The following is a 25,785-nucleotide window of genomic DNA, read 5'->3' as shown; positions in this document are numbered from 1 at the left end:
CCAGCAACCCCAGGAGGTGACGACCATGGCCACCACGCTTGCCAAGGCTCTCGAGGGCCCCGTAGCGGAGCTGACGCACGGTACGCGTATCGAGCACGTCTCGAAGTCCTTCTCCGGCCCGGCCGGATCGCAGCTCGTCCTGGACGACATCAGCCTCGATGTCGCTCCCGGCGAGTTCGTCACCATCCTGGGGGCCTCCGGGTGCGGCAAGTCGACCCTGCTCAACCTGGTCGCGGGCCTGGACAAGCCGTCCCAGGGGTCGATCCAGACACCAGGGCGTGCGGCGCTCATGTTCCAGGAGCACGCCCTGTTCCCGTGGCTGACCGCGGGCAAGAACATCGAACTCGCCCTGCGGCTGCGCGGGGTGCCCAAGGCCGACCGCAAGCCGGAGGCGGAGCGGCTGCTGGAGCTGGTCCGCCTCGGCGGCGCCCACGGCAAGCGCGTGCACGAGCTGTCGGGCGGCATGCGCCAGCGCGTGGCCCTGGCCCGGGCACTGGCCCAGGACAGCCAACTGCTGCTGATGGACGAGCCGTTCGCCGCGCTCGACGCGATCACCCGCGACGTGCTGCACGGCGAACTCGCCCGCATCTGGGCGGAGACGAACCTGTCGGTCCTCTTCGTCACCCACAACGTGCGCGAGGCCGTGCGCCTCGCCCAGCGCGTGGTCCTGCTCTCCTCAAGGCCCGGCCGGGTCGCGAAGGAATGGACCGTGGACATCCCGCAGCCGCGCCGCATCGAGGACGCGGACGTCGCCGAGCTGTCCCTCGAGATCACTGAACACCTGCGTGGGGAGATCCGCCGCCATGGCCAGCACTGACACCACCCCGAAGGTCACGGGCAAGGGTGGGCAGGACGACCTGGCGGGCCTGGAGGCCGGCCTGGACGCGCTCGACGCGGTCCAGACCCACCGCACCCCGGTCCGCGAGATCCTCCTCAAGAAGGTCCTGCCGCCGGTCCTGGCCGTCGGCCTGGTGCTCGTGGTCTGGCAGGTCCTCGTCTCGCTCGAGGTCACCGACCAGACGAAGCTGCCCGCACTGTCCGCGGTGTGGGACAGCCTGGCCGACATGTGGCTCAAGGGAACGCTGCTCGAAGTCATCTGGACCAGCGTCTCCCGCGGCCTGCTCGGCTTCCTGCTGGCCCTGGCCATCGGCACCCCCCTCGGACTGCTCGTCGCCCGCGTGAAGTTCGTCCGCGCCGCCATCGGCCCCATCCTCCAAGGCCTGCAATCCCTCCCCTCGGTCGCCTGGGTACCCCCGCCGTCCTGTGGTTCGGCCTCAACGACGCCATGATGTACACCGTCATCCTCCTCGGCGCCGTCCCCTCCATCGCCAACGGCCTCGTCTCGGCATCGACCAGATCCCACCCCTCTACCTGCGCGCCGGCCGCACCCTCGGCGCCACCGGACTCGCCGGCGCCCGCCACATCGTCATGCCCGCCGCGCTCCCCGGCTATCTGGCCGGCCTCAAGCAGGGCTGGGCCTTCTCCTGGCGCTCCCTGATGGCCGCCGAGATCATCGCCAGCTCCCCCGACCTCGGCCTGGGCCTGGGCCAACTCCTGGAGAACGGCCGCAACAACATCGACCTGCCCGGCGTGTTCCTCGCGATCATCCTGATCCTCGTCGTCGGCATCGCCATCGACCTGCTCATCTTCAGCCCCATCGAGCGGTGGGTCCTGCGCAGCCGCGGCCTCCTGGTCAAGTGAGTCCCGTGTCCACCGCACCCGCCCTGCTCGTCATCGCCCACGGCAGCCGCGACCCGCGGCACGCGGCGACCGTGCACGCCCTGACCGGGCGCGTGCGGGCGCTGCGGCCCGGGCTGCGGGTGGAGACGGCCTTCCTGGACTTCAACACCCCGACGGTGGGCCAGGTCCTGTCTTCGCTCTACCTGTCGGGGGTGCGCGAGGTCGTCGCGCTCCCCCTGCTCCTCACCCGTGCCTTCCACGCGAAGTCCGACATCCCGGCGGCGCTGGCCGAGTCGACGGCCCGGCTGCCGGGGCTGTCGGTGCGCGTGGCCGATGTCCTCGGGCCTTCGGCGCTCCTGCTCTCGGCCCTCGACCGCCGGCTGGCCGAGGCCGGACTCACCCCGGCGGACCGCGCCACCACCGCGGTGGTGCTCGCGTCCGCCGGATCCACAGACCCGGAGGCGATCGCAGCGATCGCTGAAACCGCGCGGGAGTGGCGGCGCACCGGTTGGTGTGCCGTGCGTCCTGCGTTCGCCTCCGCTGCCCTTCCCCGTACGCAGGACGCCGTACGGGCGCTGCGCGCGGAGGGCTTCGCACGGGTGGCGGTGGCGCCGTACGTCATCGCCCCGGGGCGGCTGCCGGACCGGATCGCCGCGGGAGCCGAAGCCGGCGGTGCGGACGTCCTGGCCGAAGTCCTGGGCCCGGCGCCGGAACTGGCCCGGCTCCTGCTGCGCCGCTTCGACGCCGCGGCCTGCGCGCCCGCGCGGCTCTCGGCCCTGACCGCCTGACCCCCGTCTGCCGGTGCTCCGCCCCAGGCCCGGCGCCTCGAACACCCGGCGAGGCCGGGGGCCCGGCTGGACGGGCTAGGAGCGGGCCACGGCCTCGTCGGCCAAGGCGGTGAGGTCCTCGATGGACATCGCGCCCGGCGGGAGGCCCTCGCGGGCGAAGATGTTGGCCGCGTGCCGCAGCACGTCGTTCACCGGCGTGGCGACGCCGTGCAGCCGGCCCAGCAGCGAGATCTCCCCGTTGAGGTAGTCCGCCTCCACCGAGCCCGTGCCCCGCGCCAGGCTCTGCCACGACGACCCGCCCCGGACTCCCGGCGGCTGCTCCGCCTTGCCGTCGCGCGCGGCGGCCTGCTCCGCGTCCGAGGCGTACGCGATGCCCGCCGCCCCGAAGACCGCCTTCGCCTCGCGGACCGCCCGCAGCAGCAGCGCGGCCTTCGCCGGGCCGGGCTCCGGGCCGGTGGTCGCCTGGACCGCGTTGCCGAGGTTCCCCAGCAGCTTCGCGTACTTCCACCGCATCACGTCCTCGGCCGGCGGCGCCTCGAAGCCCGCCTTCCCGAGGTCGGCCGCGACCGCCCGCGTCAGCGCGTCCGTGCCGCCCGCGGCCAGGCCGACGTGCAGGATCCCGGTCAGCGGCGCGCACAGCGCGGAGACCACGCCCGGCTCCAGGAAGGTCGCGGGCAGCCACACGCACACCCCGTACACCCGCGCGAAGCGCCGCAGGGCCAGCCGTTCGCTCTCGACGCCGTTCTGCGCGCACAGCACCGGAAGCCGCTGCGCCGCCGTTCCGCCGCCCGCGACCTCCGCGTCGCCCCACGCGTCGAGCGCGGCGATCGCGTCCTGCGTCTTGACGGCCAGCAGCAGGACGTCGTCCGGGCGCAGTTCGCCCAGTTCGACCGGCCCGGTGACCACGGGCAGCCGGTGCACGCGGGTGCCGGCCGCGGTGGTCAGCCGCAGGCCGTCCGCCCGCAGGGCCTGCGCGTGCGCGCCCCGTGCGACGAGGACGACCTCGCCGCCCGCTTCCGCGAGCCGTCCGCCGATGGTGGCGCCGACCGCGCCCGCGCCGATGATGATGTAACGCATGCCCACGAGCCTGGCACATCCCGGCCCCCGTGTTGCCGTCGGGGCGGGGCGTGAGAGGTATGCGCCCTGTCAGGCCGCGGTCAGTTCCACCAGTTTGGCGACCGTGTTCCAGTTGCGGGTCGTGGCGTCGATGCCCTTGACCCGGGCCGGCTTGGCGAGGGCCTCGGCCAGTTTGGAGCGGCCCAGCCCGCCCGGGGCGTAGAGGTAGAGCACGTGGTCGCCCAGCCGGTACTCCTCGGGGAGGTACGCCTGCCGGTCGAGCCCGGCGAAGCGCTCCGGGCCGGGCTGCTCGGAGAAGAAGGTGGCGTGGAGCTGCTTGCCCTCCAGTTCGGCGGCCGGGAACGGGCAGGCGTCGGCGACGGCCTTCAGGTGGGCCCCGTCCACGACGAGGCACGCCACCCGGAAGCCGAAGTGCGCCTCGATGGCCGTCTCCAGCTCCCGGGCGAGTGCCCGCGGGTCCTTCCCCGCGCTGCTGAAGACGGCGTTGCCGCTCTGCAGGTACGTCTGCACGTCCTCGTGGCCGAGCTCCTCCAGGAGGGAGCGCAGCTCCGCCATGGGGACCTTCCTGCTCCCGCCGACATTGATCCCGCGCAGCAGCGCCGCGTATTTCTTGGCCATGGGGGCAGCGTAGGCCGGGCCTATGACAGTTCGGCCTCGATCAGGTCGGCGGCCTGGCGCGCGCCGCCCTCGGCGGCCGTCCGCGTACGGACCTCCGCGCAGCGGGCGGCGACCGCGGGGTCCCGGACCAGGGCGAGGACCGCCTCGCGCAGGGTGGCGGCGTCGGCCTGTTCCATCGGGACGTGCCGGGCCACGCCGAGCGAGACCAGCATGTCGGCGTTGCCGAACTGGTCGACGGCCTGCGGGACGGCGACCATCGGGGTGGCGGTGGCGAGGCCCTCCTGGCTGCCGCCGGCGCCCGCGTGGGTGATGAAGGCGTCGGCCTGGCGCAGGATGTCCAGCTGGGGAACCCAGCGGTGGACTTCGACGTTGGCGGGGATCTCGCCGAGTTCGGCCTCGTCGGTGAACTTGCCGATCTGGAGGACGACGTGCCAGTCGGGCAGGTCCCCGAAGGCCTCGGCGCAGGCGCGGTAGAAGGCGGGCTGTTTGGTGAAGGCCGAGCCGAGGGAGACCAGCAGCACCTTCCTGCCCTCGGCCCGCTCCGGGCGCTGCCAGCGCCCCTGGACCGCGGTGCGGTCGCCCTGGCAGGCGCCGACGAAGGTGTACACGGAGGTGTCGACGCGGTCGGCGTTCGGCTGGAGCGCCCGGGGGATCAGGACGAGGCTGCGGCGGGGGCGGCCCTGGAAGCGGTCCACGTCGTCGCCGAGGCCGTTCTCGCGCAGCCAGGCGGCGAAGCGGGCGTAGTAGGCCTGTCCGCGCTCCGACGCCTTCAGGTCGGCGAACATGGGCGCGGCCACTTCCTCCTCGTACCCCTCCCAGGCGACCAGGTTCGGGGAGAGGGAGACCGCGGGGACTCCCCAGCGGTGCGCGAGCACGGGCGCGGGGTAGGCGGTGATGTCGTGCAGGACGAGGTCGGGTTCGTCGCCGTCGAAGGCGGCCGCGAGCTGCGGGAGCGCCTGGACGGCGTCGTCCAGGAAGGGTTCGAGGTTCTCGATGAGTTCGGTGCCCCAGGCCTCCGGCTCGTCGTCGGTGGGGAGGGTGGATTTCCAGATCACCGGGGTGGCGCCGGTCTCGGCGACCTTCTCGGCGAAGGAGGCGGGGATCGCGTAGCTGACGCGGTGGCCCCGTGCGACGAGTTCCCGGATCACTTCGATGCTCGGGTTGACGTGTCCGTGGGCGGCGATGGAGAACATGGCGATGTGGGCGGGCTTGGCCGAGGTCATGATCCGACCATAACGAGACGAGACGTCTCGTGCAATCCATATTCCTTCCCGGCGCTTACCTCTGGTACCGCGCCAGCACCCGGTTCCCGTCTCCCACCAGGCGCTTCTCCAGCTCGGCTAGGTCGATCGCGCCGCTGTAGAACTCCTGCAGCGCCGGGGTCGCGACCTTGTCCTTCCACTCCGGGTAGCCGCGCACCGACTGGGCCGGCGCGGGCCGCAGCCCGGCCGCGAGCGCCGCGCCGGTGGCCCAGCCGAGCTCGGGCGTGCGCAGCGCGGGGTCGGCCAGCGCCCGGGTGCCGGTCGGCAGCATCCAGTCGCCGCGGGCGAGGCGGACCATGTTGGCCGGGCTCAGCAGGAAGTCGATGAAGGCCGCCGCCTCCTTCTTGTACGGGCTGTCCTGCGCGACGGACAGGGTCTGCGGGCTGACCCCCTGGGACAGGCCCTCGGCCCCGGCCGGGGGCGGCAGCACCTGCCACGCGAAGCCGGGCGGCGCCTGGGCCACGATCTGTTGGCGGTACGAGAACCCGAGCGGCACCATGGCGTACCGGCCGCCGAAGAAGCCGGGCAGGGTGTCGGAGCCGCCCATCCCGAGGGTGGCCCGGGAGGCGCTGCGGTCGGTCTCGGTCTGGGCCCGGATGGTGGCGGGGACGACGGCGTCCCCCTCGGACCAGCGGATGGCGGCCTTGCCCCCGGCGTCGCGGTGGAAGAGCCGGCCGCCCGCGGACAGGCCGAGGTTGAGGGTGGCGGAGACGGGGTCCTTGAGCGGCCAGGCCACCCCGTACCGCCCCTCAGCGGTCAGCTGCCGGGCGGCCGTGCGGAACTCCTCCCAGCTCCAGGGGGCTTCGGGGGTGGGGATGCGCGCGCCCGAGGCGCGCAGCAGCTCGGTGTTGGCCATCAGGACCCGGGGCTCCTGGAGGAAGGGGACCCCGTACACCCCGCCGTCCGGCCCGAAGGTGACGGTCTCCCAGGAGGCGTCCGGGATGTCGGCCTTGAGCCGCTCGGAGAGCAGGGGCCGCAGGTCCGCGAGGTAGCCGCCGTAGGCGAAGTCGGCGAGGTCGTCGGAGGCGTCGTGGATGACGTCCGGGGCCTCGCCGCCCTCGAAGGAGGTCAGCAGCTGGTCGTGGACGCTGCTCCAGCTGCCCTGCACGTACTGGACCTGGACCTCCGGGTGGGCGGCGTTCCACTCGGCGACCAGGGCCCTGTTGGCGTCGACGGACTCCTTCTGCCACGCCAGGGACTGGAAGCGCAGCCGCACCACGCCGTCGGAAGTGCCGCGCGGCGCGGAACAGCCGCCGGCCGTCGCGGCCAGCAGCACGAGCACGAGGGCGCAGACCCAGGCCGGGGCGCCGGCCCCGGCACGGGCGCGCCGTCCTGCGCGGCGGCGCATCAGCTCTTCACCGCCCCGGCCAGCATGCCGCCGGTGATCCGCTTCTGGATGACGGCGAAGACCACCAGCGAGGGCAGGGTCGCGAGGAAGGCCGCGGCGGCGAGCGGGCCGAGGTCGGCGGCCCCCTCGGCGCCCAGGAAGTGCGTCAGGACGACCGGCAAGGTCTGCTTCTCCGGGGTCTTGAGGAGGACGAGGGCGAAGAAGAACTCGTTCCAGGCGGTGATGAAGGCGAACAGGGCGGTGGCCACGATCCCCGGCGCCAGCAGGGGCGCGACCACCGAGACGAGGGTGCGCAGCCGCCCGGCCCCGTCCATCGCGGCCGCCTCCTCCAGCTCGGGCGGGACGGCGCGCACGTAGCCGACGAGCATCCACAGCGCGAACGGCAGCGACCAGACGACGTACACGAGGATCAGGCCCGGGAGCGAGTTGACGAGGTGGAGGTTCTTCAGCACCAGGAAGAGCGGGATGATCACCAGGACGAACGGGAAGGCCTGGCTGATCACGACCCAGCCGGTGGCGGCGGTGGCCAGCCTCCCCCGCCGGCGGGCGAGGACGAAGGCCGTCGGGGTGGCCAGGGCGACCGCGAGCACGGCGGCGCAGACCGCGGCGACCAGGCTGTTCAGCGCCGCCTGCGCCAGCGGCTGCTCGGCGAAGGCCTGGCGGAAGTTGCCGAGGGTCGGGTCCTCGGGGATCCAGGTGGGGTGCAGGCTGCCGAGCTCGCGGGCGGGCTTGAAGGCCGTGGAGAGCAGCCACAGGAACGGGAACGCGAGGAAGGCGAGGTAGCCGGCGAGCGCTGTGTACTGGGCGGCCCGGACGCCTCGGGGGGTTCTGGAGCGGCTGCGCGCGGGTCCCATCAGGTGTCGCCTCCCCGGAGCCGGCCGGCCAGGTACACGGCGAGCAGCACCGAGATCACCGCGACCATCACGCAGCCCATGGCGGCCGCGTACCCGAACTGCCCGTAGCGGAAGGCCTCCTCGTAGGCGAAGAGCATGGGCAGCCGGGTTCGGCCGCCGGGCCCGCCGTTGGTCAGCACGTAGACCAGGGCGAAGGAGTTGAAGTTCCAGATCAGGTTGAGCGCGGAGATCGACAGCGCCACCGGCCGGATCGCGGGCCAGGTGACCGCCCGGAAGCGGCGCCAGGCGCCGGCGCCGTCGAGGGCGGCGGCCTCGTGGAGTTCGTGCGGGGTGTTCTGCAGTCCGGCGAGCAGCGCGACCGTGGTCTGGGGCATGCCCGCCCAGATGCCGACCACGACGACGGCGGGCAGGGCGGTGGCCAGGCCGCTGAGCCAGTCGGTGTCCCCGGCGAGCCCGAGGCCGGACAGGGTCTCGTTGAGGACTCCCGCGTCGGGGTGGTAGACCAGCCGCCAGAGGATGCCGACCACCACCTCGGGCATGGCCCAGGGGATGATCGCGAGCGAGCGGGCCAGCCACCGGAAGCGGAGGTTCTGATTGAGCAGCAGGGCCAGCCCGAGGGCCAGCAGGAACTGCGGGACGGTGACTCCGACCGCCCACAGCAGGCCGATCCGGAAGGACTCCCAGAACAGCCGGTCGTGGAGCAGGTCCTGGAAGTTGAGCATCCCGACCCACTGGGTGGGCGAGGTGCGGCCGGACTGGGCGTCGGTGAAGGCCAGGGAGACGCCGTAGAGCAGCGGGCCGAGGCTGAGCAGCAGGATCGGAATGAGCGCGGGCAGGACCAGGAACCAGGCCCCGTGGCCGGCCCGGCGGCCCGTGTGCGCGGGGGCGGCTGCGGTCACCTTCACCCCTTCCCGTTGCGGTCATCGTGCGCAGGGGCTGATGGCGCGTCAAGGCAGCGCACATCCGGATGGGAGACTTGGCGCATTCACGACGATCCGGATCCGGAGTACGAGATGGACGAGGCGCGGGCCAGGGACGTACTGGCGGCCGCGGGCCTGGGCGGCGAAGGCGCCGCCCTGCTGGCCCTTGGCGAGAACGCGGTCTTCGCCGCCGGGGACCTGGTGGTGAAGGTGGGCCGCGCGGACGAGGCCCTGGCGGCGCGGGCGAGGCGCGAACTGGCCGTCGCGTACTGGCTGGAACGGGCCGGCGTCCCGGCGGTCCGCGCGGCTGAGCCGGAGCCGCGGCTGGTGGCCGGGTACCCGGTGACGCTGTGGCACCGGCTCCCGGCGGCGGTGCGTCCCGCGGAGCCGGAGGACCTCGCGGGGCTGCTGCGGCGGATCCACGCCCTGCCCGAACCGCCGTTCCGGCTGGGCGCGCGGGAGCTGCTGGGCGGGGTCGAACGCTGGCTGCGGCTGGCCGGCGACGCGATCGACCCGGCGGACGCGGCGTACCTGCGGGGCCGCCGCGACGCCTACGCGGGCGAGGTGGCCGCCCTGGTCCCGCACCTGCCTCGGGGGCCGATCCACGGCGACGCCCTGCCCCGCAACGTGCACGTCGGCCCGGACGGACCGGTCCTGGTCGACCTGGAGACAGTCTCGGCCGACCTGCGCGAGCACGACCTGGTGGTGATGGCCCTCTCCCTCGACCGGTACGGGCTGCCGGCCGCGTCCTACGGGGCGTTCGTGACGGCGTACGGCTGGGACGTCCGCGACTGGGACGGCTGCGCGGTGCTGCGCGGGGCCCGCGAGACGGCCAGCTGCGCCTGGGTCTCCCAGCACGCGCCGACCAACCCGAAGGCGCTGGCCGAATTCCGCCGTCGGGTGGACTCCCTGCGCGAGGGCGCGACCGGGGTGCGCTGGCACCCGTTCTGAGGCGTCTGGGGCCGGGCGGACCGCCGTCCGCCCGGCCCCAGGCCGCCGCGGCCCCGCCAGTCCCTCAGCCCGTCAGCCCGTCACCGCGTCACCCTTCAACCCGTCAGCCGGTCAGTCCGCCGGTCAGTCCGCCGGTCCGGCCGTCTCGCCGACCGCCAGGGCGAAGGCCTCCGCCTGCGCGGAGGGCCGCGTGCGGTGGCGGATGAGGCCCAGTTCGGAGTCGGGCAGGCCCTGCACCGGGACGAAGGTGAGGGAGTCGCGGCGGCCGTGGTAGTCGGCCGTGGACCGGCACAGCAGCATGGCTCCGCGGTTGGCCGCCGTCAGACTCAGGCCTTCCTGGAGCGTGTTGACGCTGGGTCCGGCCGGTACGGGGAGCCCGCCGGGGGTCAGACCGGGGGCCTGGGCCTGGCGCCAGTACTCGGGGGCCCCGCCGTCGATGCCGATGAGCCGGCAGTCGGCGAGCTCCTCCGCCGAGAGTGACTCCCGCGCCGCGAAGGGGTGCCGGACGGACACGGCCAGGGTCTGCGGCTGCCGGGAGAAGACCGGGCCGAGGACGAGGTCGTCCTCGGCCACCGGCAGCAGCACCACCGCGCAGTCCACCTCCTGGCGGCGCAGCGGCCCGAAGGGGTCGGAGAGCGGGATCTCGACGATGTCGATCGCGCAGTCGGGATACCGGTCGCCGAACAGGGCGATCGCCCGGCTGAGGTAGTCGTCGACGGTGCCCTGGAAGCCGATGCGCAGTTCCCCGCCCATGCCCCGCGCGGCGGCCCGGGCCTCGTCCACCGTGGCGCGCAGCGCGTCGTAGGCGGGGCGCAGGCCCGCGAGGAAGCTCTCGCCCAGCGGGGTCAGGCGCACCCGGCGGCTGGTGCGTTCGACGAGTGGCGCGCCGATGCGGCTCTCCAGGGAGCGCAGCAGCTGGCTGACCCGGCTCTGCGAGACGTACAGCCGCTCGCCGGTCCGTCCGAAGTGCAACTCCTGCGCGAGCACGAGGAACGTCTCCAGCTCGCGTATCTCGACACCGCTCATGGTTTCCTTTCTACACCGCCGCCCCGGCGCGGCCGATCGAGTAGCCCTGCTTATCGAAGGATGAGGGATCGGCCGTTGTTCCCGCAGGTCGGGGCGGGTTGGCTGGTCGCATGGCACAGACTGAGGAAATTGCAGACACCACCGGGGTGCCGGAGCGATCCGCGACCCGCGGCTGGCTCGGCGTCGCGGCGGTCGCGAGCGCGACGTTCACGGTGGTGACGTCCGAGATGCTGCCCGTGGGCCTGCTGACGCCCATCGGGGACGCGCTGGAGGTGACCGAGGGCACCGCCGGGCTGACCCTGACCATCACCGGCCTGGTCGGCGCGGTGTCGGCGCCGCTGCTGACACCGCTGCTCGGGCGGTTCGACCGGCGGGCGGTGCTGTGTGCGCTGATGGCGGTCCTGACGGTGGGCAACCTGCTCGCGGCGTGGACCCCGAACTTCGCGGTGATGGTGGCCGCGCGCGTGCTGGTCGGCATCGGCATGGGCGGTGTCTGGGCGATCGCGGCGGGCCTGGCGGTCCGCCTGGTGCCGCCGAAGTCGATCGGCTCCGCGACCTCGCTGATCTTCAGCGGCATCGCGGTGGCTTCGGTGCTCGGCGTCCCCGCGGGTACGTACATCGGCGAACTGGCCGACTGGCGAGCCGCGTTCGTCACCGTGGGCGTCCTGGCACTGCTGGTGCTGGTCGCCCTGGCGGTTCTGCTGCCGCGGCTGCCCGCCGAGCAGGAGGTGCGGCTCGGCGGTGTGATGCGGCTGTTCGGCGAGGCGCGGGTGCGGACCGGGCTGGTCGTGGTGGCGCTGCTGGTCACCGGCCACTTCGCCGCCTACACGTACGTGCGCCCCGTGCTGGAGGAGGTCTCGGGGGCGAGCGCCGGGATGATCGGCACACTGCTGCTCGTGTACGGAGTCGCGGGCGTGGCGGGCAACTTCGCGGCCGGCGCGGGCGCCGGGCGCTCCCCGCGCTCCACCCTGCTGGTGATCAGCGCGGTGCTGGCGGCCACGGTCGCGCTGGTGCCGCTGCTCGGCGGTTCCGTCCTGACCGCCGGTGTGCTGCTGGCCGTCTGGGGACTGTCGTACGGCGGCGTGTCGGTCAGCACCCAGACCTGGCTGCTGGCTTCGGCTCCCGAGGCGCGCGAGGCCGCGTCCTCGCTGTTCGTCGGCGTGTTCAACGGGGCCATCGCCCTGGGCGCGCTGGCCGGGGGGCTGGCCGCGGACGGCGCGGGCGTCACCGCGGTGATGTGGCTGGGCGGCGGGCTCGCCGTCGCGGCCCTCGCGGTGACGGCCCTGGGCAAGGCGCCCTCGTCAGGGCGCCTCTGAGACCGGCCCGGCGCCCACCCCCGGGCCGCGCCGCCCCCACCCCGGGGCCGGCGGGCCGGGCGCCGGGCCGACGACCGGCCGCCCCCGCCGTGCGCCGCCCAGGGACGGCCCGGACGGCGGGGTCGGTACGGCTCGGGCGGTACGGGCGGGCCTGCCCGTACCGCCCGCGGCGGTCAGCCGCCTACGGAGTCGAGGAACTCGGTGATGAGCGCGGCCCACTCGGCCGGCCGCTCCGCGGCGATGGCGTGACCGCAGTCCAGCGTCGCCAGCCGGGCGCCCGGGATGCCGTCCGCGAGTTCGCGGGAGTGAACGGGAGTGGTGAGAAGGTCGCCGAGGGGTGAGACGACGAGGACCGGTACCGCGATCCGCGCCAGGTCGGCCCGCACGTCGATGCCGTCGAAGAGGGCGAGCTGCGCGTCGGTGCCCGGCGGCATCCCGGCGGAGAACAGCGCGAGCTGTTCCTCGACCTCCTCGTGGGAGCGCGCGTCGAGCCAGCGGGCGCCCCCGACCACCAGGGAGAGGTAGGAGGCCAGGACCCTGCTGTCGCCGTCCGGCGCGCCGAGCGCGCGCCAGGTGTCGACCACCAGCTTGAGGCGTGCGTTCGGACGGGCGAATCCGGCGGAGAGAACGAGAGCGGTAACCCGCTCGGGATGGCGTACCGCGGCCCGCACGGCCACCGTCGTGCCCAGCGAGAATCCGGATATGGCAAAAGAATGCACGCCGGATTGCACGGCGCTTTCCACTATGTGGTCGGCGAGCCGGTCGAGTGTCAGCGGAAGGTCCTGGAGGGGATTATTCCCGGAGCCCGGATAATCCGGGCCGATGACGGTCCGACGGGCGGCGAGATTTTCGAGGACCGGCCCGTAACTGTCCTCGATGTCACTGCCCGCACCATGCGCGAGCAGCAGTCCTGGCCCGCTGCCACGCACGATGACGGATTTTTGGGAAGGAAGCAGAGAGGTCATGTCCGAGATGTTAGCGAGGGCTCGCGAAAATCCCTTGGGAATATCGCGCGGATCACATATTCCCACCCGTGACTACCTGATCGAGTAGTCCTCCTCCACTCATACGAGTAGTGGTGGACCGGATTGCGGGAAACGTAGGCTCCTGAGCATCGGACGGCAAACATTCCGGCCGTCGGAATTAGCGAAGGAAGGCCGATGCTCGCAACACGCCAGCTCCCTCTGTCCGCCTACCAGCTGGACATTTGGGCTGCCGAGTCCACCGCGCCGGGTGACCCCCAGTTCAACGTGGTCATTCATGAGCGGGTGGCCGGCGATGTCGACGTGGACAGCTTGAGGGAAGCGCTCGAAGAGGTCCTGCGGGACCACGACGCGTTCTCCCTGCGCTTCGACGAACAGGACGGGATCCCCTGCCAGTGGGTGGCCGCGGCCGATGAGCAGGAGGAGGCGGGCGCCTGGGTCCAGTACGTCGACTTCTCCGGCGCGGCCGACCCCGCGGCGGCCTGCGCGGCGTGGCGGGAGTACTCCTTCACGCACCCCTTCACCCTGCGGCGTTCGCGTTTGTTCACGGCCGCAGTGCTGCGCGAGAGTGCCTCGGTCGTCCATGTGCACGTCAACGCCCACCATCTGATCGCCGACGCCTGGGCCCTGAACCAGGTCAGCCTGCGGCTGTGGGAGCGCTACGGAGACCGGGTGGCCGTGACCATGGCCGCCGGGACCGGTGCCGTGGCCGTGGACCGCCCTGCTCCGCCGTCCGTGACCGCGCTCGTCGAGGCCGACTCCGCCTACCGCGCCTCCGGCGCCTTCGAGGAGGACCGGGCGTACTTCCGCGACGCGCTCGCCGGCGTGCGTCCCGCCCTGTTCACCCGCGCCACCGCGGCTCCCGCGGACGGCGCGCGGCGCCGGGCCCGGCACACCTTCACCGTCGACGCCGATCTGGTCCGCCGCATCCGCCGCGGCGGAAGCACCCCGTTCGCCTTCCTCGCGGCCGCCTTCGGCGCCTACTTCTCCCGCGTGCACCGCACCGAGGAGCTGGTGCTCGGAGTCCCGTTCCGCAACCGGCGGGCGGAGAGCGACCTCGGGACGGTCGGCCAGCTGGCCAACAACCTGCCGCTGCGCGTGCCCGCCGGCCCCACGGCGACCCTCCACGAACTGGCCGCCGCCGTCCGCCGCGGTACGGGCGAACTGCGCGCCCACGAGCGGTTCCCCCTCGGCGACGTGCTGCGCGACCTGCCGGCGGCCGGCGCCGGCTCCCGCCGGCTCTTCGACATCACCCTCTCCTACCTGCGCCACCCGCGGCCCGCTCCGCTTCCGGGCGCCTCGGTGGAGTCCGTCGTGCTGGCGCCCGTCCACCACCAGGACGCGCTGTCCGTGATGGTGCACGCCTTCGAGGACGACGCCGACCTGCGGGTCGATCTCGACTACGCCGTCGACGTGTTCGACGAGGACTACCCCATCGCCTCGGTCGCGGGCCACCTGCTGCGCCTCATCGCCGCCGGGGTCGCCGAGCCCGGCCGGCCCGCGGCGACGCTGCCCGTTCTGGACGAGGCGGAGCACAAGGACCTCACGCAGCTGCGGCAGGGCCCCGAAGTCCCGTACGCCGACGACCGGACCGTGCACGGGCTGATCGCCGAGCAGGCCGCCCGCACCCCGGACCGGACCGCCGTGACCGGCGCGGACGGCACCCCCGCGCTGACCTACGCGGACCTCGACACCCGCTCCAACCAGGTGGCGCACGCCCTGCGCGCACGGGGCGTGGGCACCGGCGACCGGGTGGCCGTCCTGATGGACCGATCCCCGCAGCTGATCGTCGCCCTGCTCGGCGTCCTCAAGTCCGGCGGCGCCTACGTACCGGTGGACCCGGGCTATCCGGCGGAGCGGATCGGCTTCCTGCTCCAGGACAGCCGGGCCAAGGTGGTGCTGACCGACGGCGGCGCCCCGGCCGGGGACCAGGACGTCCCGGTCCTGCGCACCGACGAGCTGCTGACCGGGCCGGACGGGCCGCTCGAGGACCCGGCCACCTCGCACGACCTCGCGTACGTGATCTACACCTCCGGCTCCACCGGCCGGCCCAAGGGCGTCATGGTCGAGCACCACTCGGTGGTCAACCGGCTCGCCTGGATGCAGAAGGCCTACCCGGTCGGGGAGGGCGATGTCCTGCTCCAGAAGACGCCGATCTCCTTCGACGTCTCCGTGTGGGAGCTCTTCTGGTGGGCGATCGAGGGCGCCGCCCTCGCCCTGCTGCCCGTCGGGGGACAGCGCGACCCGCGCGGGATCCTGCGCACGATCGCCGAACAGCGGGTCACCACCCTGCACTTCGTGCCCTCCATGCTGGGCCCCTTCCTCGACCTGCTGGAGGACCGCCCGGAGCTGCGCGCCGAAGCCGCGTCCCTGCGCCAGGTGTTCTGCAGCGGCGAGGCCCTGCCCGCCGCGCGGGTCGAGCAGTTCAACCGGGTCTTCGGCTCCCGCGGCGACGGCGCCCCGAAGCTGGTCAACCTCTACGGGCCCACCGAGGCGACGGTCGACGTGTCGTACTACGACTGCCCGGCGGCCGGCGAGGGGCCGGTCCGCCGGATCCCGATCGGCCGGCCCATCGACAACACCCGCCTGTACGTGCTGGACGCGCACGGCGGGCTCCAGCCGGCCGGTGTCCCCGGCGAGCTGTGCATCGGCGGCGTCCAGGTCGCCCGCGGCTACCTGGAGCGGCCCGAGCTGACCGCGGAGAAGTTCACCGAGGACCCCTTCCTCCCCGGCGGGCGGCTCTACCGCACCGGCGACCTCGCCCGCTGGCTGGCCGACGGCACCCTGGAGTACCTCGGCCGCATCGACGGCCAGGTCAAGATCCGCGGCAACCGGGTGGAGCTCGGCGAGGTACAGAACCGGCTGGCCTCCGTGGCCGGTGTACGGGACGCCGTCGTGGTGGACCACCAGTCGGGCAGCCGGGGCACCCTGCTGATCGGCTACTACGTCGCGGACACCGAGCTCAGCCCGGCCCTGCTGCGCGCCGAACTGGCGTCCGCACTGCCCGAGTTCATGGTCCCGGCGCACTTCATCCGGATCGACGCCGTCCCCCTGACCCCGAACGGCAAGGCCGACCGCCGCGCCCTGCCCGCGCCCTCGGCCGGCGCCGGTCCGCGGTACGCGGCCCCGCGCAACGCCACCGAGGAGGCGCTCGCCGCGATCTGGGCGGACGTACTGGAGGCGGAGCGGGTCGGGATCCACGACGACTACTTCGCGCTCGGCGGGGACTCCATCACGATGCTGCGCATCCGCGCCCGGGCCGAGAAGGCCGGCATCGTGTTCGACCTGACGGACCTGGTGCAGCAGCCGACCGTGGCCCAGTTGGCCGCCAGGTCGGCCACCGGCGGCGCGCCCGCGTCGCCCGCCGCCGAACTCGCCCCCTTCGCCCTGGTCTCCGGCGTCGACCGGGCCCGGCTGGAAGGCCGCGCCGACGCCTACCCGCTGACCCGCCTCCAGCTCGGACTGCTCTACCACAGCCGGGCCGAGCAGGACTCGGCCGTCTACCGCGACGTCTTCCAGTACAGCGTCACGGCCGCGTGGGACGAGGAGGCCTTCCGGAGCGCTTTCGACCGGCTCGTCGCACGCCACCCGGTCCTGCGCTCCTCCTTCGACCTGGGCTCCTTCTCCGAGCCCCTCCAGATCGTGGACCACGAGGTCGCCGGCGGCTTCGACGCGGTGGACCTGCGGGGCCGCCCGGAGGCGGAGGCGCTCGCCGAGATCCAGGCCCACGTCGAGGAACGGCGCTTCCACCGCTACGACTTCGAGCGGGCTCCGCTCCACCACCTGCGCGCCCACGTCCGCGAGGAGACGCTCGAGCTGGTCCTGAGCTTCCACCACGCGATCCTCGACGGCGGCAGCGTGGCCACCCTGGTCGCCGAGCTGCTGCAGGACTACCTGCACGGCCTGGGCCACCCCATCGGGGCCGTGGCCGAGACCCGCCTGCCCTCGGCGGCACACCACGTACGCGCCGAGCGCGAGGCCCTGGAGTCGGAGCCGGCCCGCGCCTTCTGGCGCGAGCGGCTGCGCGACGCTCCGCTGCTGCGCCTGCAGGCCTTCCGCGGGCACGAGGCCCCGGGCCCGGACACCCAGATCACCAGCATCGTGGACCTGCCGGCCGAACTCACCGAGCAGGTCTCCCTGTTCGCCAGGGAGCGGGCGCTGCCCGTGAAGTCGGTGCTCTTCGCGGCGCACTGCCTGACCCTGGGACTGTTCTCCGGCTCCGACGACATCACCACCGGCCTGGTCACCCACGGCCGCCCCGAGCTGGAGGACGCCGACCGCATCGCCGGGCTCTTCCTCAACACGATGCCCGTGCGGCTGGGCACCGCCGCCGACAGCTGGGCCGACGTGGTCCGGGCCGCCTTCCGGCAGGAGCAGCAGAGCCACGCCCACCGCCGCTACCCGCTCAGCGCGATCCAGGAGGACCGGGGCTCCACCGTCCTGGAGACCGCCTTCAACTACATCCACTTCCGCCAGCTGGCCGCCGTCTTCGAGCTGCCCGGCGTCCGTCTGCTGGACTTCCGGACCTGGGAGGAGACCAACTTCCAACTGCTGGTCAACGCCATGACCGATCCGGTCGACGGCTCCGTCCGACTGCGGCTGGACCACCACGGGCTGACCTTCACCCCGGCCCAGGCCGACCTGTACGCCGAGCGGTTCACCGCGATCCTGGACCGGCTGGTCCACCACCCGGACGAGGCGCCCGACTTCGGCTTCCTCGCCCCCGCGTGGGAGCCGGAGCCGGCCGCGCCCCAGGGCCTGGCGGACACCGCCGCGCCGCCGGACGTCGTACGGGCCGTCGCGGAGCAGACCGCCCGCACCCCGGACGCCACGGCCGTGGTCTTCGGCGACCGCCGCTGGACCTACGCCGAACTGGACGGGCACGCCGACCGGGTGGCGCGCGAGCTGATCGCGCTCGGCTCGCGGCCCGGTGACCGGATCGGCATCGCGATGGACCGCTCGCCGGAGACCGTCGCCGTCATCCTGGGCGTCATGAAGGCCGGCGCCGCCACCGTCCCGCTGGACGTCAGCTACCCGGTGGACCGGCTGACCGCGATGGTCGAGCAGGCCCGTCCGTTCCGGGTCATCGCGAACGCCGCGCACAGCGCCACCGTCGGCGGGCCGGCGCTGGTCCTCCCGGCCGAGGAGATCTTCTCCGAGGACGGCGAGCGGCCCTACCTCCCCCGGATCCCCGCGGAGGTGACCGAGGAGATCACCCCCGACTCCATCGCCTACGTCCTGTTCACCTCGGGCTCCACGGGCGCCCCCAAGGGCGTGGCCATGCCGCACCGCTCGCTGGCCCACCTGGTGGCCTGGCAGAACGGCGTCCCCAGCGGGGTCGTCGGCGGCGTGACCGCCCAGTACGCGCCGCTGAGCTTCGACGTCTCCTTCCAGGAGATCTTCTCCACCCTCGCGGGCGGCGGCACCCTGCTGCTGCTCTCCGAGGACGAGCGCCGCGACATGCCCGCCCTGCTCCGGCTGCTCGACCGCGAGGGCGTGGAGCGCATCTGCCTCCCGTACGTCGCCCTCCAGCAGCTGGCCGAGACGGCGGACGCCCTCGCTCTGGCCCCGCGCTCGCTGCGGGCCCTGCTCTCCTCCGGGGAGCAGCTGCGCGTCACCGACGAGATACGCGCGCTGTGCGCGGCGCTGCCCGGGGTGATCTTGGAGAACCAGTACGGGCCGACCGAGTCGCACGTGGTGACCGCGTACACCATGCAGGGCGATCCGGCCGGGTTCCCGGCCCTGCCGCCCATCGGGCGGGCCGTCGCGGGGTCCGCGGTGCACGTCCTGGACAGCCGGCTGCGGCCGGTCCCCGCCGGGGTGCGGGGGGAGCTGTACCTGTCGGGCGCCTGCCTGGCGGAGGGGTACGTGGGCCGCCCCGACCTGACCGAGGAACGGTTCGTCCCGCACCCGCACCCCGCGGCCGCCGCGGCGGGGGCGCGCCTGTACCGCACGGGCGACCTGGGCTTCGTCCTGCCCGGCGGTGACGTGGTGTGCCTGGGCCGGGCCGACGCGCAGGTCAAGGTGCGCGGCTACCGCGTGGAGCCTGCCGAGGTGGAGCTGGCCATCACCCGCTTCGCGGCGGGCCACCCGGGCATCGCGGAGGCGGCGGTCGTCGCCCGCCGCCGGGAGGGCAACGACTCCTTCCTCGCCGCGTTCCTGACGGGTGACCCCGACGGAGCGGACCTCGCGCTGCTGCGCAAGCAGCTGCGGACGGTGCTGCCCGAGTACATGATGCCCTCGCACTTCGAGTGGCTGGCGGCCCTGCCGCTGACGCCCAGCGGCAAGCGCGACGACAAGGCGCTGCGCGACGCCCCGCTGAGCACGGGGGTGTCCGCGGACGCCGCCGCCGCCCCGCGCGACGCGTACGAGGAGACCCTGGTGGAGATCGTCGGCGATCTGCTCCAGCTGCCCGCGCTGGGCGTGCACGACAACATCTTCGACCTCGGGGCGACCTCGCTGACGGCGATGCGGCTGGTGGTGCAGATCGAGCAGCGCTACGGGATCAGCGTGCCGCTGTCGGAGTTCGTGTCGGCGCCGACGGTGGCCGAGCTGGCCGGGCGGCTGCGTTCGGGCGAGGCGATGACCGCCTTCGACCCGCTGGTGCCCATCCGTCCGGCCGGGTCGAAGCGGCCGATGTTCTTCGTGCACCCGATGGGCGGGAACGTGCTCTGCTACGTCCGGTTCGCCAAGTACCTGGAGGAGGACCAGCCGTTCTACGCCCTCCAGGCGGCCGGCGGCGATCCCGGCACCGAACCGCTGCGCAGCGTCGAGGAGATCGCGGCCAGTTACGTCGAGGCGATGCGCCGGGTGCAGCCGAGCGGCCCGTACGTGGTCGGCGGCTGGTCGTTCGGCGGGTTCGTGGCCTTCGAGATCGCCCGGCAGCTGCGGGCGGCCGGGGAGGAGGTCGCCCGGCTGGTGCTGCTGGACACCACGGCCCTCAATCCGGGCCGGCGCCTGACCACGGACGACGAGGCGCTGCTCGGCTGGTTCTTCTGGGAGCTGCTGTGGCTGCGGCGCGGGGGCGACTCCCCGCTGGAGCTGATTCCGGACCGGCTGACGACGCTGGAGGAGAAGTTCGACTTCATCGCCCAGCTCGCCATCGACGAGGGCGTCCTGCCCGCGGGGAGCACCGGGGCCGTCGTACGGCGCCTGTTCCACGTGTACGAGGCGAACTGGAAGGCGGCGTTCGCCTACCGGCCCGAGGTGGTGGACCAGGACATGGTCCTGATCCACGCGGCAGAGCCCCTGCCCGGGGTCCTCAACTCGATGCACACGGCGATCGAGAGCATGCACGCGGACCCGAGCAACGGCTGGGGCGAGCGCACCAGCGGCACGCTCGAGGTCGTGGACGTACCCGGCGACCACCTCACGATCATGGAGGAGCCGTACGTGGCCCACATGGTCCGGGTCGTCACCGAACTGATCGGACAGTGAGATGACACGGATGACAGACCGCAAGAAGGCCCTGGTGATCGGCGCGGGGATCGGCGGCCTCACCGCCGCCGTCGCGCTGCGCGAGGCGGGGCTGGACGTCGAGGTCCACGAGCGGGCCGGCGAGCTGCGGGCGGCGGGCTCGGGCCTCTCGGTGATGAGCAACGCCATCGGCGCGCTGGACTCGCTGGGCGTCGGGATCGACCTGGAGAAGCGCGGGGAAGCCCTGCGCTCCTACCACGTCAAAACGGCTTCGGGCCGGCTGATCCGGGAGTTCCCGTTCCCGGAGATCATCGGCAGGCTGGGGGTGCCCAGTGTGCTCATCACCCGGGCGGACCTCCAGCAGGCCCTGCTGGAGGCGGCGCAGGGCATCCCGCTGCGCCTCGGCGCGGCGGCCACCGGCTTCGAGACGGAGGGGGTGCCGGGCGGCGGTGTGCGGGTCTCGTTCGACGACGGGACCACCGCCGAGGGGGACGTGCTGATCGGGGCCGACGGGTTCAACTCGGTGGTCCGCGGGCAGCTGGTGGGTCCGGAGGAGTCGCAGGACAGCGGCTACATCTGCTGGCTCGCGGTGGTCCCGTTCTCGCACCCCCGCTTCACCCCGGGCTCGGTCACGCACTTCTGGGGCAGCGGCAAGCGCTTCGGGCTCGTGGACATGGGCGCGGGACGGCTGTACTGGTGGGGCACGAAGAACATGCCGGCGGAGCTGTCGAGAGACTGGAAGGGCGGCAAGGCGGAGGTCCTGCACGCCTACGACGGCTGGGCCGACGAGGTGCGGCAGGCGATCCTGGCCACCCCCGAGGAGTCGATCATCGCCGTGCCCTCCCGGGACCGGGCGTTCCTGGAGCGCTGGGGCCGGGGTCCGGTGACCCTGCTGGGGGACGCCGCGCACCCGATGCTCACCAGTCTCGGCCAGGGCTCGGGCATGGCGATCGAGGACGCCGTGGTGCTCGGGCGGGCCCTGAAGGGCGCGGCCGACCTGCCGCGGGCCCTGCGCCGGTACGAGGACGAGCGGCGCGAGCGGACCCGCGGGATGGTGGCCGCCTCGCGCGGCATCAGCTCCTTCGAGCAGTCCGAGGACCCGCTGCGCCGGCCGGTGCGGGACGCGTACTTCCGGTTCATGCCGCAGCGCCGGCTCACCCGCACGCTGGAAGACGCCCTCACCTTCCCGGCGGTGGCCGGATGACCGCCCCCGCTTCCCGTAGGAGCCGCCTCGTGCCGAACGCCCAGTACCGCGCCGCCCTGTCGCCGCGCGGCCGGTCCGTCCTCGTGACCGGGGCCTCCTCCGGCCTCGGCCGGGTCTGCGCCCTCCAGCTGGAGGAGGCGGGCTTCCGAGTGTTCGCCGGCGTCCGCAAGGAGGCCGACGCCCGGGCGCTCGCCGAGGCCGGCGCGCACGGCCGGCTCGTCCCGGTGCTGGTCGACGTGACCGACGAGAAGTCGGTGGCCGCGGCCGCCGAGCGGATCTCGGCCGAGGTGGGCGAGGACGGCCTGTGGGGGCTCGTGAACAACGCGGGCATCTGCGTCTCGGCTCCGCTGGAGTGCGTCTCGCCGCAGCGGCTGCGCGAGCAGCTGGACACCAATGTGGTCGGGCAGCTCGCCGTCACCCAGGCGTTCCTGCCGCTGCTGCGGCGCACCCGCGGCCGGGTGGTCAACGTGACCTCCGGCCTCGGCAGTGTGGCGATCCCGTTCCTCGGGGCGTACGCGGCTGCGCAGTTCGCCAAGGAGGCCCTGACCGACGTCCTGCGGCGGGAGCTCGCGCCACAGGGGGTGGACGTCGCCCTGGTGCAGCCGGGGGCCATCATGACGCCGATCTGGGGCAAGGTCTCCGACGTGGCGCGGGCCGCGATGGACGGGGTCCCGGAGCAGCTGGCCGAGCTGTACCGGATCCCCTTCAACCGGTTCCTGTACCAGAACGAGAGGCAGGCGCGGGAGAGCCCGACCCGTCCGGAGGACTTCGCGGAGACGGTCCGCCAGGCCCTGACGGCCCGCCGGCCCCGGACCCGCTACCGGGTGGGTCCGGACGCCCGGAAGGTGAGCGTGCTGGCGCGGGTGCTGCCCGACACGGCGCTCGACCGGTACCTGCGGCCGATCACCGAGTAGCCGCGGGAGCCGGCGGGTTCCGGCCCGGGTCACGGGTCGGCCGGGGCAGCGGCCGTACAGAACAAGCCAGTTGGCACGCCCGCCGAGAGGCGTCGAGCGGCGGTATCTCGCCAGATGATGGCTGATAGCGGTAAGTCACGCGTGATATGGCCATCGTCACAGTTTGACCCGTCTTCCCGGCGGGCGTGCCCAACGTCCCAGATCCGGCCCGCGATTACGCCCCCTCCCCCGCGGGCCGGACGTCCGCGGCGCCGCCGATGTGACGCGCCACCGTGTGAACGGGCCGTCAATTCCCCGCATGACCTGACTCCGCCGTGGATGCGAACCAGCCGAATTAGCGTGATCACCGAGGCTTTCCGGACTCGGCGATCCGATCCGGACCGACCCCTACCGTTCGACAAAGGATGAGGACCATGGCGCACACCGTGCGGCCGCCCGTTCCCGACACCCGCGCCGACGGCGGCGCGTTGACCCGGTTCACCGCCCGGCACGGCAGCACCCTGGAACGGGCCCGTGAGGTGATCCGTACCCGCGAGCACTGGTCGCCGTACGCGGAGGACCCGGAGGATCCACAGGCCTACGGCCGGGGCGCGAGAGCCGCCGGCGAGGCCTCCTTCCGCCGGCTCCTCGGCCGGCCGTTCGACCTGGGACAGCCCGGGCGCGACGGCACCGTCGGCCCCGCCCCGGAGGCGGGCGGCGAGCGCTCCCCCTACGGCGGCCCGCTGGAGGTGTCCTACCCGCACTGCGACCCGGACGTCCTGCTGCCCGCCATGCGCGCCGCCCTGCCGCTCTGGCGCGACGCGGGCCCCGAGGCCCGTGCGGCGGTCTGCGCCGAGATCCTGCACCGGATCAACGCACGCAGCTCCGAATTCGCCCACGCGGCCGTGCACACCAGCGGCCACAACTTCCTGATGGCCTTCCACGCCGGCGCCGTCCACGCCCAGGACCGCGGGCTCGAGGCGGTGGCCTGCGCGCTCGCCGAGCAGACCCGCCTGCCGGCCGCCTCGCTCTGGCGCAAACCCCAGGGCGACGGCCGGGCCGTCACCCTCGCCAAGACCTTCACGGCGGTGCCCCGGGGCATCTCCCTGGTCATCGCCAACAGCGTCTTCCCCACCTGGAACAGCTACCCGGCCCTCTTCGCCTCACTGGCGACCGGCAACCCGGTCCTGGTCAAACCGCACCCGGCGGCCGTCCTGCCGCTGGCCCTGACCGTCCGGATCGCCCGCGAGGTGCTGACCGAGGCCGGCTTCCCGGCCGACCTGGTCTGTCTGGCGGCCGAACACCCCGGCGAGGGACTGGCCCGCACCTTGGCCACCCGCCCCGAGGTCCGCCTCGTCGACTACGCCGGCACCACCGCCTTCGGCCGGTGGCTGGAGGACAACGCCCGCCAGGCACGCGTGTTCACCTCCGGATCCGCCGTCAACTCCCTGCTCGTGGAGTCGACCGGCGACTACCGCGACATGCTCGCCAACCTCGCCTTCTCGGTCTCCCTCTACAGCGGGCAGCTGTGCACCAGCCCGCAGAACCTGCTGATCCCGCGGGACGGGATCAGCACCGACGAGGGGCACCGGACGTACGAGGAGATCGTCGCCGACCTCGGCACGGCGCTGGACGCGCTGCTCGCCGACGACACCGGGGCCGCCGCCGTCCTCGGCGCGCTCCTGGGGCCCCCGGTCCTGGAGCGGCTCGAACGGGTGATGGCCGGGGAGGCCGGGAAGGTGGCCGTCCCCTCCCGCGCCGTACGCGACCCCGCACATCCGGAGGCGGTCATCCGCACCCCGGCCGTCGTGGCCCTCGACGCGAACCGGGCCGAGGACCGGGCCGTGCTGCTCGCCGAATGGCTGGGCCCCGTGGTCTTCGCGGTCGCGGTGGACTCCGTCTCCGACGCGGTCGCGCTGGTCTCCCGTACCACCCGCGAGTGCGGGGCGCTGTCCGTCGGGCTCTACTCCACGTCGCCGGAGGTGGAGGCGGCGATGGAGGCGGCCTGCGCCGAGGCCGGCGTGATGCTGTCGGCGAACCTGATGGGCGACTGGTACATCTCCCAGTCGGCCGTCTACTCCGATCTGCACGGCACGGGGATGAACCCGTCGGGCAACGCGGTCTACTGCGACGCCGCGTTCGTGTCCGCGCGCTTCCACACCGTCGGCGTACGCCGCTACGGCGGCGCGATATGAACAGCACCCTCACCCGCATGCCGCTGCGCGGACGCGAGCGGGAGATGCGGCTCATCCGCGAGGTCCTCGAGTACGGCCGCCGCTCCGGCCCCGCCGTCCTGTCCATCGAGGGGATGCCCGGCATCGGCAAGACCCGGCTGCTGCGGGAAGCCGCCCTCCTCGCCGAAGGCCTGGGCTACGCCGGACACCACCCCGATCCGTGGGCCGACCCCCGGCATCCGCGGCGCCGGGCCGCTCCGGCCCGGCACACCCGGGGCCGGCCCGGCCGCTGCCACGCCCCGGCGGGGCCCGTGCTCGTCCTGGTCGACGACACCCGCCGGACCGTGGACGGGCCGCCGCGGATGCCCTTCACGCCCCGCGAGCGGCCCGGCGGCGACCCCGTGGTCTGGCTGGTGGCCCACCGGCCCGGCGAGGGACCGGCGCTGCCGGCCGGCCTCACGGGCCGCAGCGAGCGGCTCGCGCTCGGCCCGCTGGGCCCGTCCCCCTCGCTGAGCCTGGCCCGCGACCTGCTGGGCGCGCCGCCCGCAGCGGCCCTGGTCCAGCTGCTCGACCAGGCCGGCGGGCACCCGCGGCTGCTGATCGAACTGCTCACCGGGCTCCAGGAGGAAGGCTCCGTGGAGACCGTGGACGACGAGGTCCGGCTGCTGACCTCGCGGCTCCCCGCGCGCCTCGCCACCCGGGTCCGGGCCACCCTGGAGCGGTTCTCCCCCGGCTGCCGCCAACTGCTGTGCGTGGCCTCGGTCCTGGGGTGCGAGGTGGTCTACGAGGACCTGGCGCTGATGCTGCGGACCTCGGTGTCGGCCCTGCTCCCGGCCCTGGAGGAGGTGGAGGCCACCGGCGTGGTGCGGGGCGACGGCGGGCGGGCGGTCTTCTCCAATCCGCTGCTGCGCCGCCTCATCACGGACTCCCTGCCCGACTCGCTGCGCCTGTCCCTCCAGCGGGAGGCGGCGGCGCTGCGGGCCACGGCCGGCCTCGCCGAGACACCCGCTGCCGGACCGGAGCTGAGCGAGCAGCAGCGGGTGCTGGTGGGGCTGGTGCGCGAGGGCCTCACCAACCAGCAGATCGCCCGGCGTCTCGCACTGTCCCCGCACACCGTCAACTACCACCTCCGGAAGCTGTTCAAGACCTACGGGGTCAGCTCGCGGATCGACCTGCTGACGGCGGCGGAACACCTGGACGCCGCCGGCCGGGCCGCCCGGGCCCGCCAGAACTGACCCGCCCCTCCTCCCCGCCCCGCCGACCGCCCGCCGCCCC

At 73.7% G+C, this 25,785-nt stretch carries 16 protein-coding genes and 2 pseudogenes; 10 read left to right on the top strand and 8 right to left on the bottom strand.

Annotated elements, in window-relative coordinates; genetic code table 11:
* The first annotated feature begins 25 nt into the window (after window positions 1–25).
* From BGK67_RS26955 to BGK67_RS26945, 3 genes and pseudogenes are all read left to right on the top strand, one after another.
* Window positions 26–817, top strand: coding sequence for an ABC transporter ATP-binding protein (locus BGK67_RS26955; RefSeq protein WP_069922501.1), 792 nt, complete (start codon window positions 26–28; stop codon window positions 815–817).
* Window positions 804–1,701: pseudogene (locus BGK67_RS26950) on the top strand (ABC transporter permease). Before BGK67_RS26955 ends, BGK67_RS26950 begins: the two are co-directional and overlap by 14 nt.
* A gap of 5 nt (window positions 1,702–1,706) precedes the next feature.
* Window positions 1,707–2,468 carry a sirohydrochlorin chelatase gene (locus BGK67_RS26945; RefSeq protein ID WP_069922500.1) on the top strand — a complete coding sequence of 254 codons (762 nt, stop codon included), beginning with the start codon at window positions 1,707–1,709 and terminating at the stop codon, window positions 2,466–2,468.
* Window positions 2,469–2,543: 75 nt separating this feature from the next.
* On the opposite strand, the gene BGK67_RS26940 is transcribed toward BGK67_RS26945, so the two are convergent.
* The 6 genes and pseudogenes from BGK67_RS26940 to BGK67_RS26915 form a co-directional block, all read right to left on the bottom strand.
* A complete protein-coding gene (locus tag BGK67_RS26940; RefSeq protein ID WP_069924131.1) occupies window positions 2,544–3,545 on the bottom strand; it encodes a ketopantoate reductase family protein in 1,002 nt (333 codons plus the stop codon).
* 69 nt (window positions 3,546–3,614) lie between these two features.
* Entirely contained in the window at window positions 3,615–4,163 is a 549-nt protein-coding gene (locus BGK67_RS26935; protein ID WP_069922499.1) for a DUF1697 domain-containing protein, read from the bottom strand.
* 20 nt (window positions 4,164–4,183) lie between these two features.
* Window positions 4,184–5,421 (bottom strand): annotated as a pseudogene (gene mgt / locus BGK67_RS26930) (macrolide-inactivating glycosyltransferase).
* 20 nt (window positions 5,422–5,441) lie between these two features.
* Window positions 5,442–6,773 (bottom strand): ABC transporter substrate-binding protein, encoded by a 1,332-nt coding sequence (locus BGK67_RS26925; RefSeq protein WP_069922497.1) that lies wholly within the window; start codon window positions 6,771–6,773, stop codon window positions 5,442–5,444.
* Entirely contained in the window at window positions 6,773–7,627 is an 855-nt protein-coding gene (locus tag BGK67_RS26920) for a carbohydrate ABC transporter permease (protein WP_069922496.1), read from the bottom strand. The genes BGK67_RS26925 and BGK67_RS26920 overlap by 1 nt, the downstream gene beginning before the upstream one ends.
* On the bottom strand, window positions 7,627–8,526 hold the full coding sequence (locus BGK67_RS26915; protein WP_244291316.1) for a carbohydrate ABC transporter permease: 900 nt from the start codon (window positions 8,524–8,526) through the stop codon (window positions 7,627–7,629). Before BGK67_RS26915 ends, BGK67_RS26920 begins: the two co-directional genes overlap by 1 nt.
* Before the next feature lie 114 nt (window positions 8,527–8,640).
* Here BGK67_RS26915 and BGK67_RS26910 point away from each other — a divergent pair, with 114 nt between their 5' ends.
* Window positions 8,641–9,498 (top strand): phosphotransferase enzyme family protein, encoded by an 858-nt coding sequence (locus BGK67_RS26910; RefSeq protein ID WP_069922494.1) that lies wholly within the window; start codon window positions 8,641–8,643, stop codon window positions 9,496–9,498.
* Window positions 9,499–9,621: 123 nt separating this feature from the next.
* On the opposite strand, the gene BGK67_RS26905 is transcribed toward BGK67_RS26910, so the two are convergent.
* The gene (locus BGK67_RS26905; protein WP_069922493.1) at window positions 9,622–10,524 is read right to left on the bottom strand and encodes a LysR family transcriptional regulator; all 903 of its coding nucleotides are present in this window, start codon (window positions 10,522–10,524) and stop codon (window positions 9,622–9,624) included.
* Window positions 10,525–10,634: 110 nt separating this feature from the next.
* Between BGK67_RS26905 and BGK67_RS26900 the strand changes: the two genes are divergently transcribed.
* Window positions 10,635–11,840, top strand: a complete 1,206-nt coding sequence (locus BGK67_RS26900; protein ID WP_079154391.1) for an MFS transporter — start codon at window positions 10,635–10,637, stop codon at window positions 11,838–11,840.
* A 173-nt stretch (window positions 11,841–12,013) separates the two neighbouring features.
* Here the strand turns inward: BGK67_RS26900 and BGK67_RS26895 are convergent, their stop codons facing one another.
* Window positions 12,014–12,805, bottom strand: coding sequence for an alpha/beta fold hydrolase (locus tag BGK67_RS26895; RefSeq protein WP_069922492.1), 792 nt, complete (start codon window positions 12,803–12,805; stop codon window positions 12,014–12,016).
* 195 nt (window positions 12,806–13,000) lie between these two features.
* On the opposite strand from BGK67_RS26895, the gene BGK67_RS26890 reads away from it, so the two are divergent.
* From BGK67_RS26890 to BGK67_RS39515, 5 genes are all read left to right on the top strand, one after another.
* A complete protein-coding gene (locus BGK67_RS26890; RefSeq protein WP_069922491.1) occupies window positions 13,001–20,260 on the top strand; it encodes an amino acid adenylation domain-containing protein in 7,260 nt (2,419 codons plus the stop codon).
* 1 nt (window position 20,261) lies between these two features.
* Complete coding sequence (locus BGK67_RS26885; protein ID WP_107488863.1) at window positions 20,262–21,443, top strand: FAD-dependent monooxygenase; 1,182 nt, start codon at window positions 20,262–20,264, stop codon at window positions 21,441–21,443.
* A complete protein-coding gene (locus tag BGK67_RS26880) occupies window positions 21,440–22,357 on the top strand; it encodes an SDR family oxidoreductase (RefSeq protein WP_069922490.1) in 918 nt (305 codons plus the stop codon). The genes BGK67_RS26885 and BGK67_RS26880 overlap by 4 nt, the downstream gene beginning before the upstream one ends.
* A 413-nt stretch (window positions 22,358–22,770) precedes the next feature.
* Window positions 22,771–24,531, top strand: coding sequence for a phenylacetic acid degradation protein PaaN (gene paaN / locus BGK67_RS26875; protein ID WP_069922489.1), 1,761 nt, complete (start codon window positions 22,771–22,773; stop codon window positions 24,529–24,531).
* Entirely contained in the window at window positions 24,528–25,745 is a 1,218-nt protein-coding gene (locus tag BGK67_RS39515) for a helix-turn-helix transcriptional regulator (protein ID WP_069922488.1), read from the top strand. The genes paaN and BGK67_RS39515 overlap by 4 nt, the downstream gene beginning before the upstream one ends.
* The last annotated feature ends 40 nt before the right edge of the window (window positions 25,746–25,785 follow it).

The sequence above is a fragment of the Streptomyces subrutilus genome (assembly GCF_001746425.1).
Lineage (GTDB): Bacteria > Actinomycetota > Actinomycetes > Streptomycetales > Streptomycetaceae > Streptomyces > Streptomyces subrutilus_A.
The sequence above is the reverse complement of the archived record's forward strand: the minus strand, read 5'-3'. Positions and strand labels throughout refer to the sequence as shown.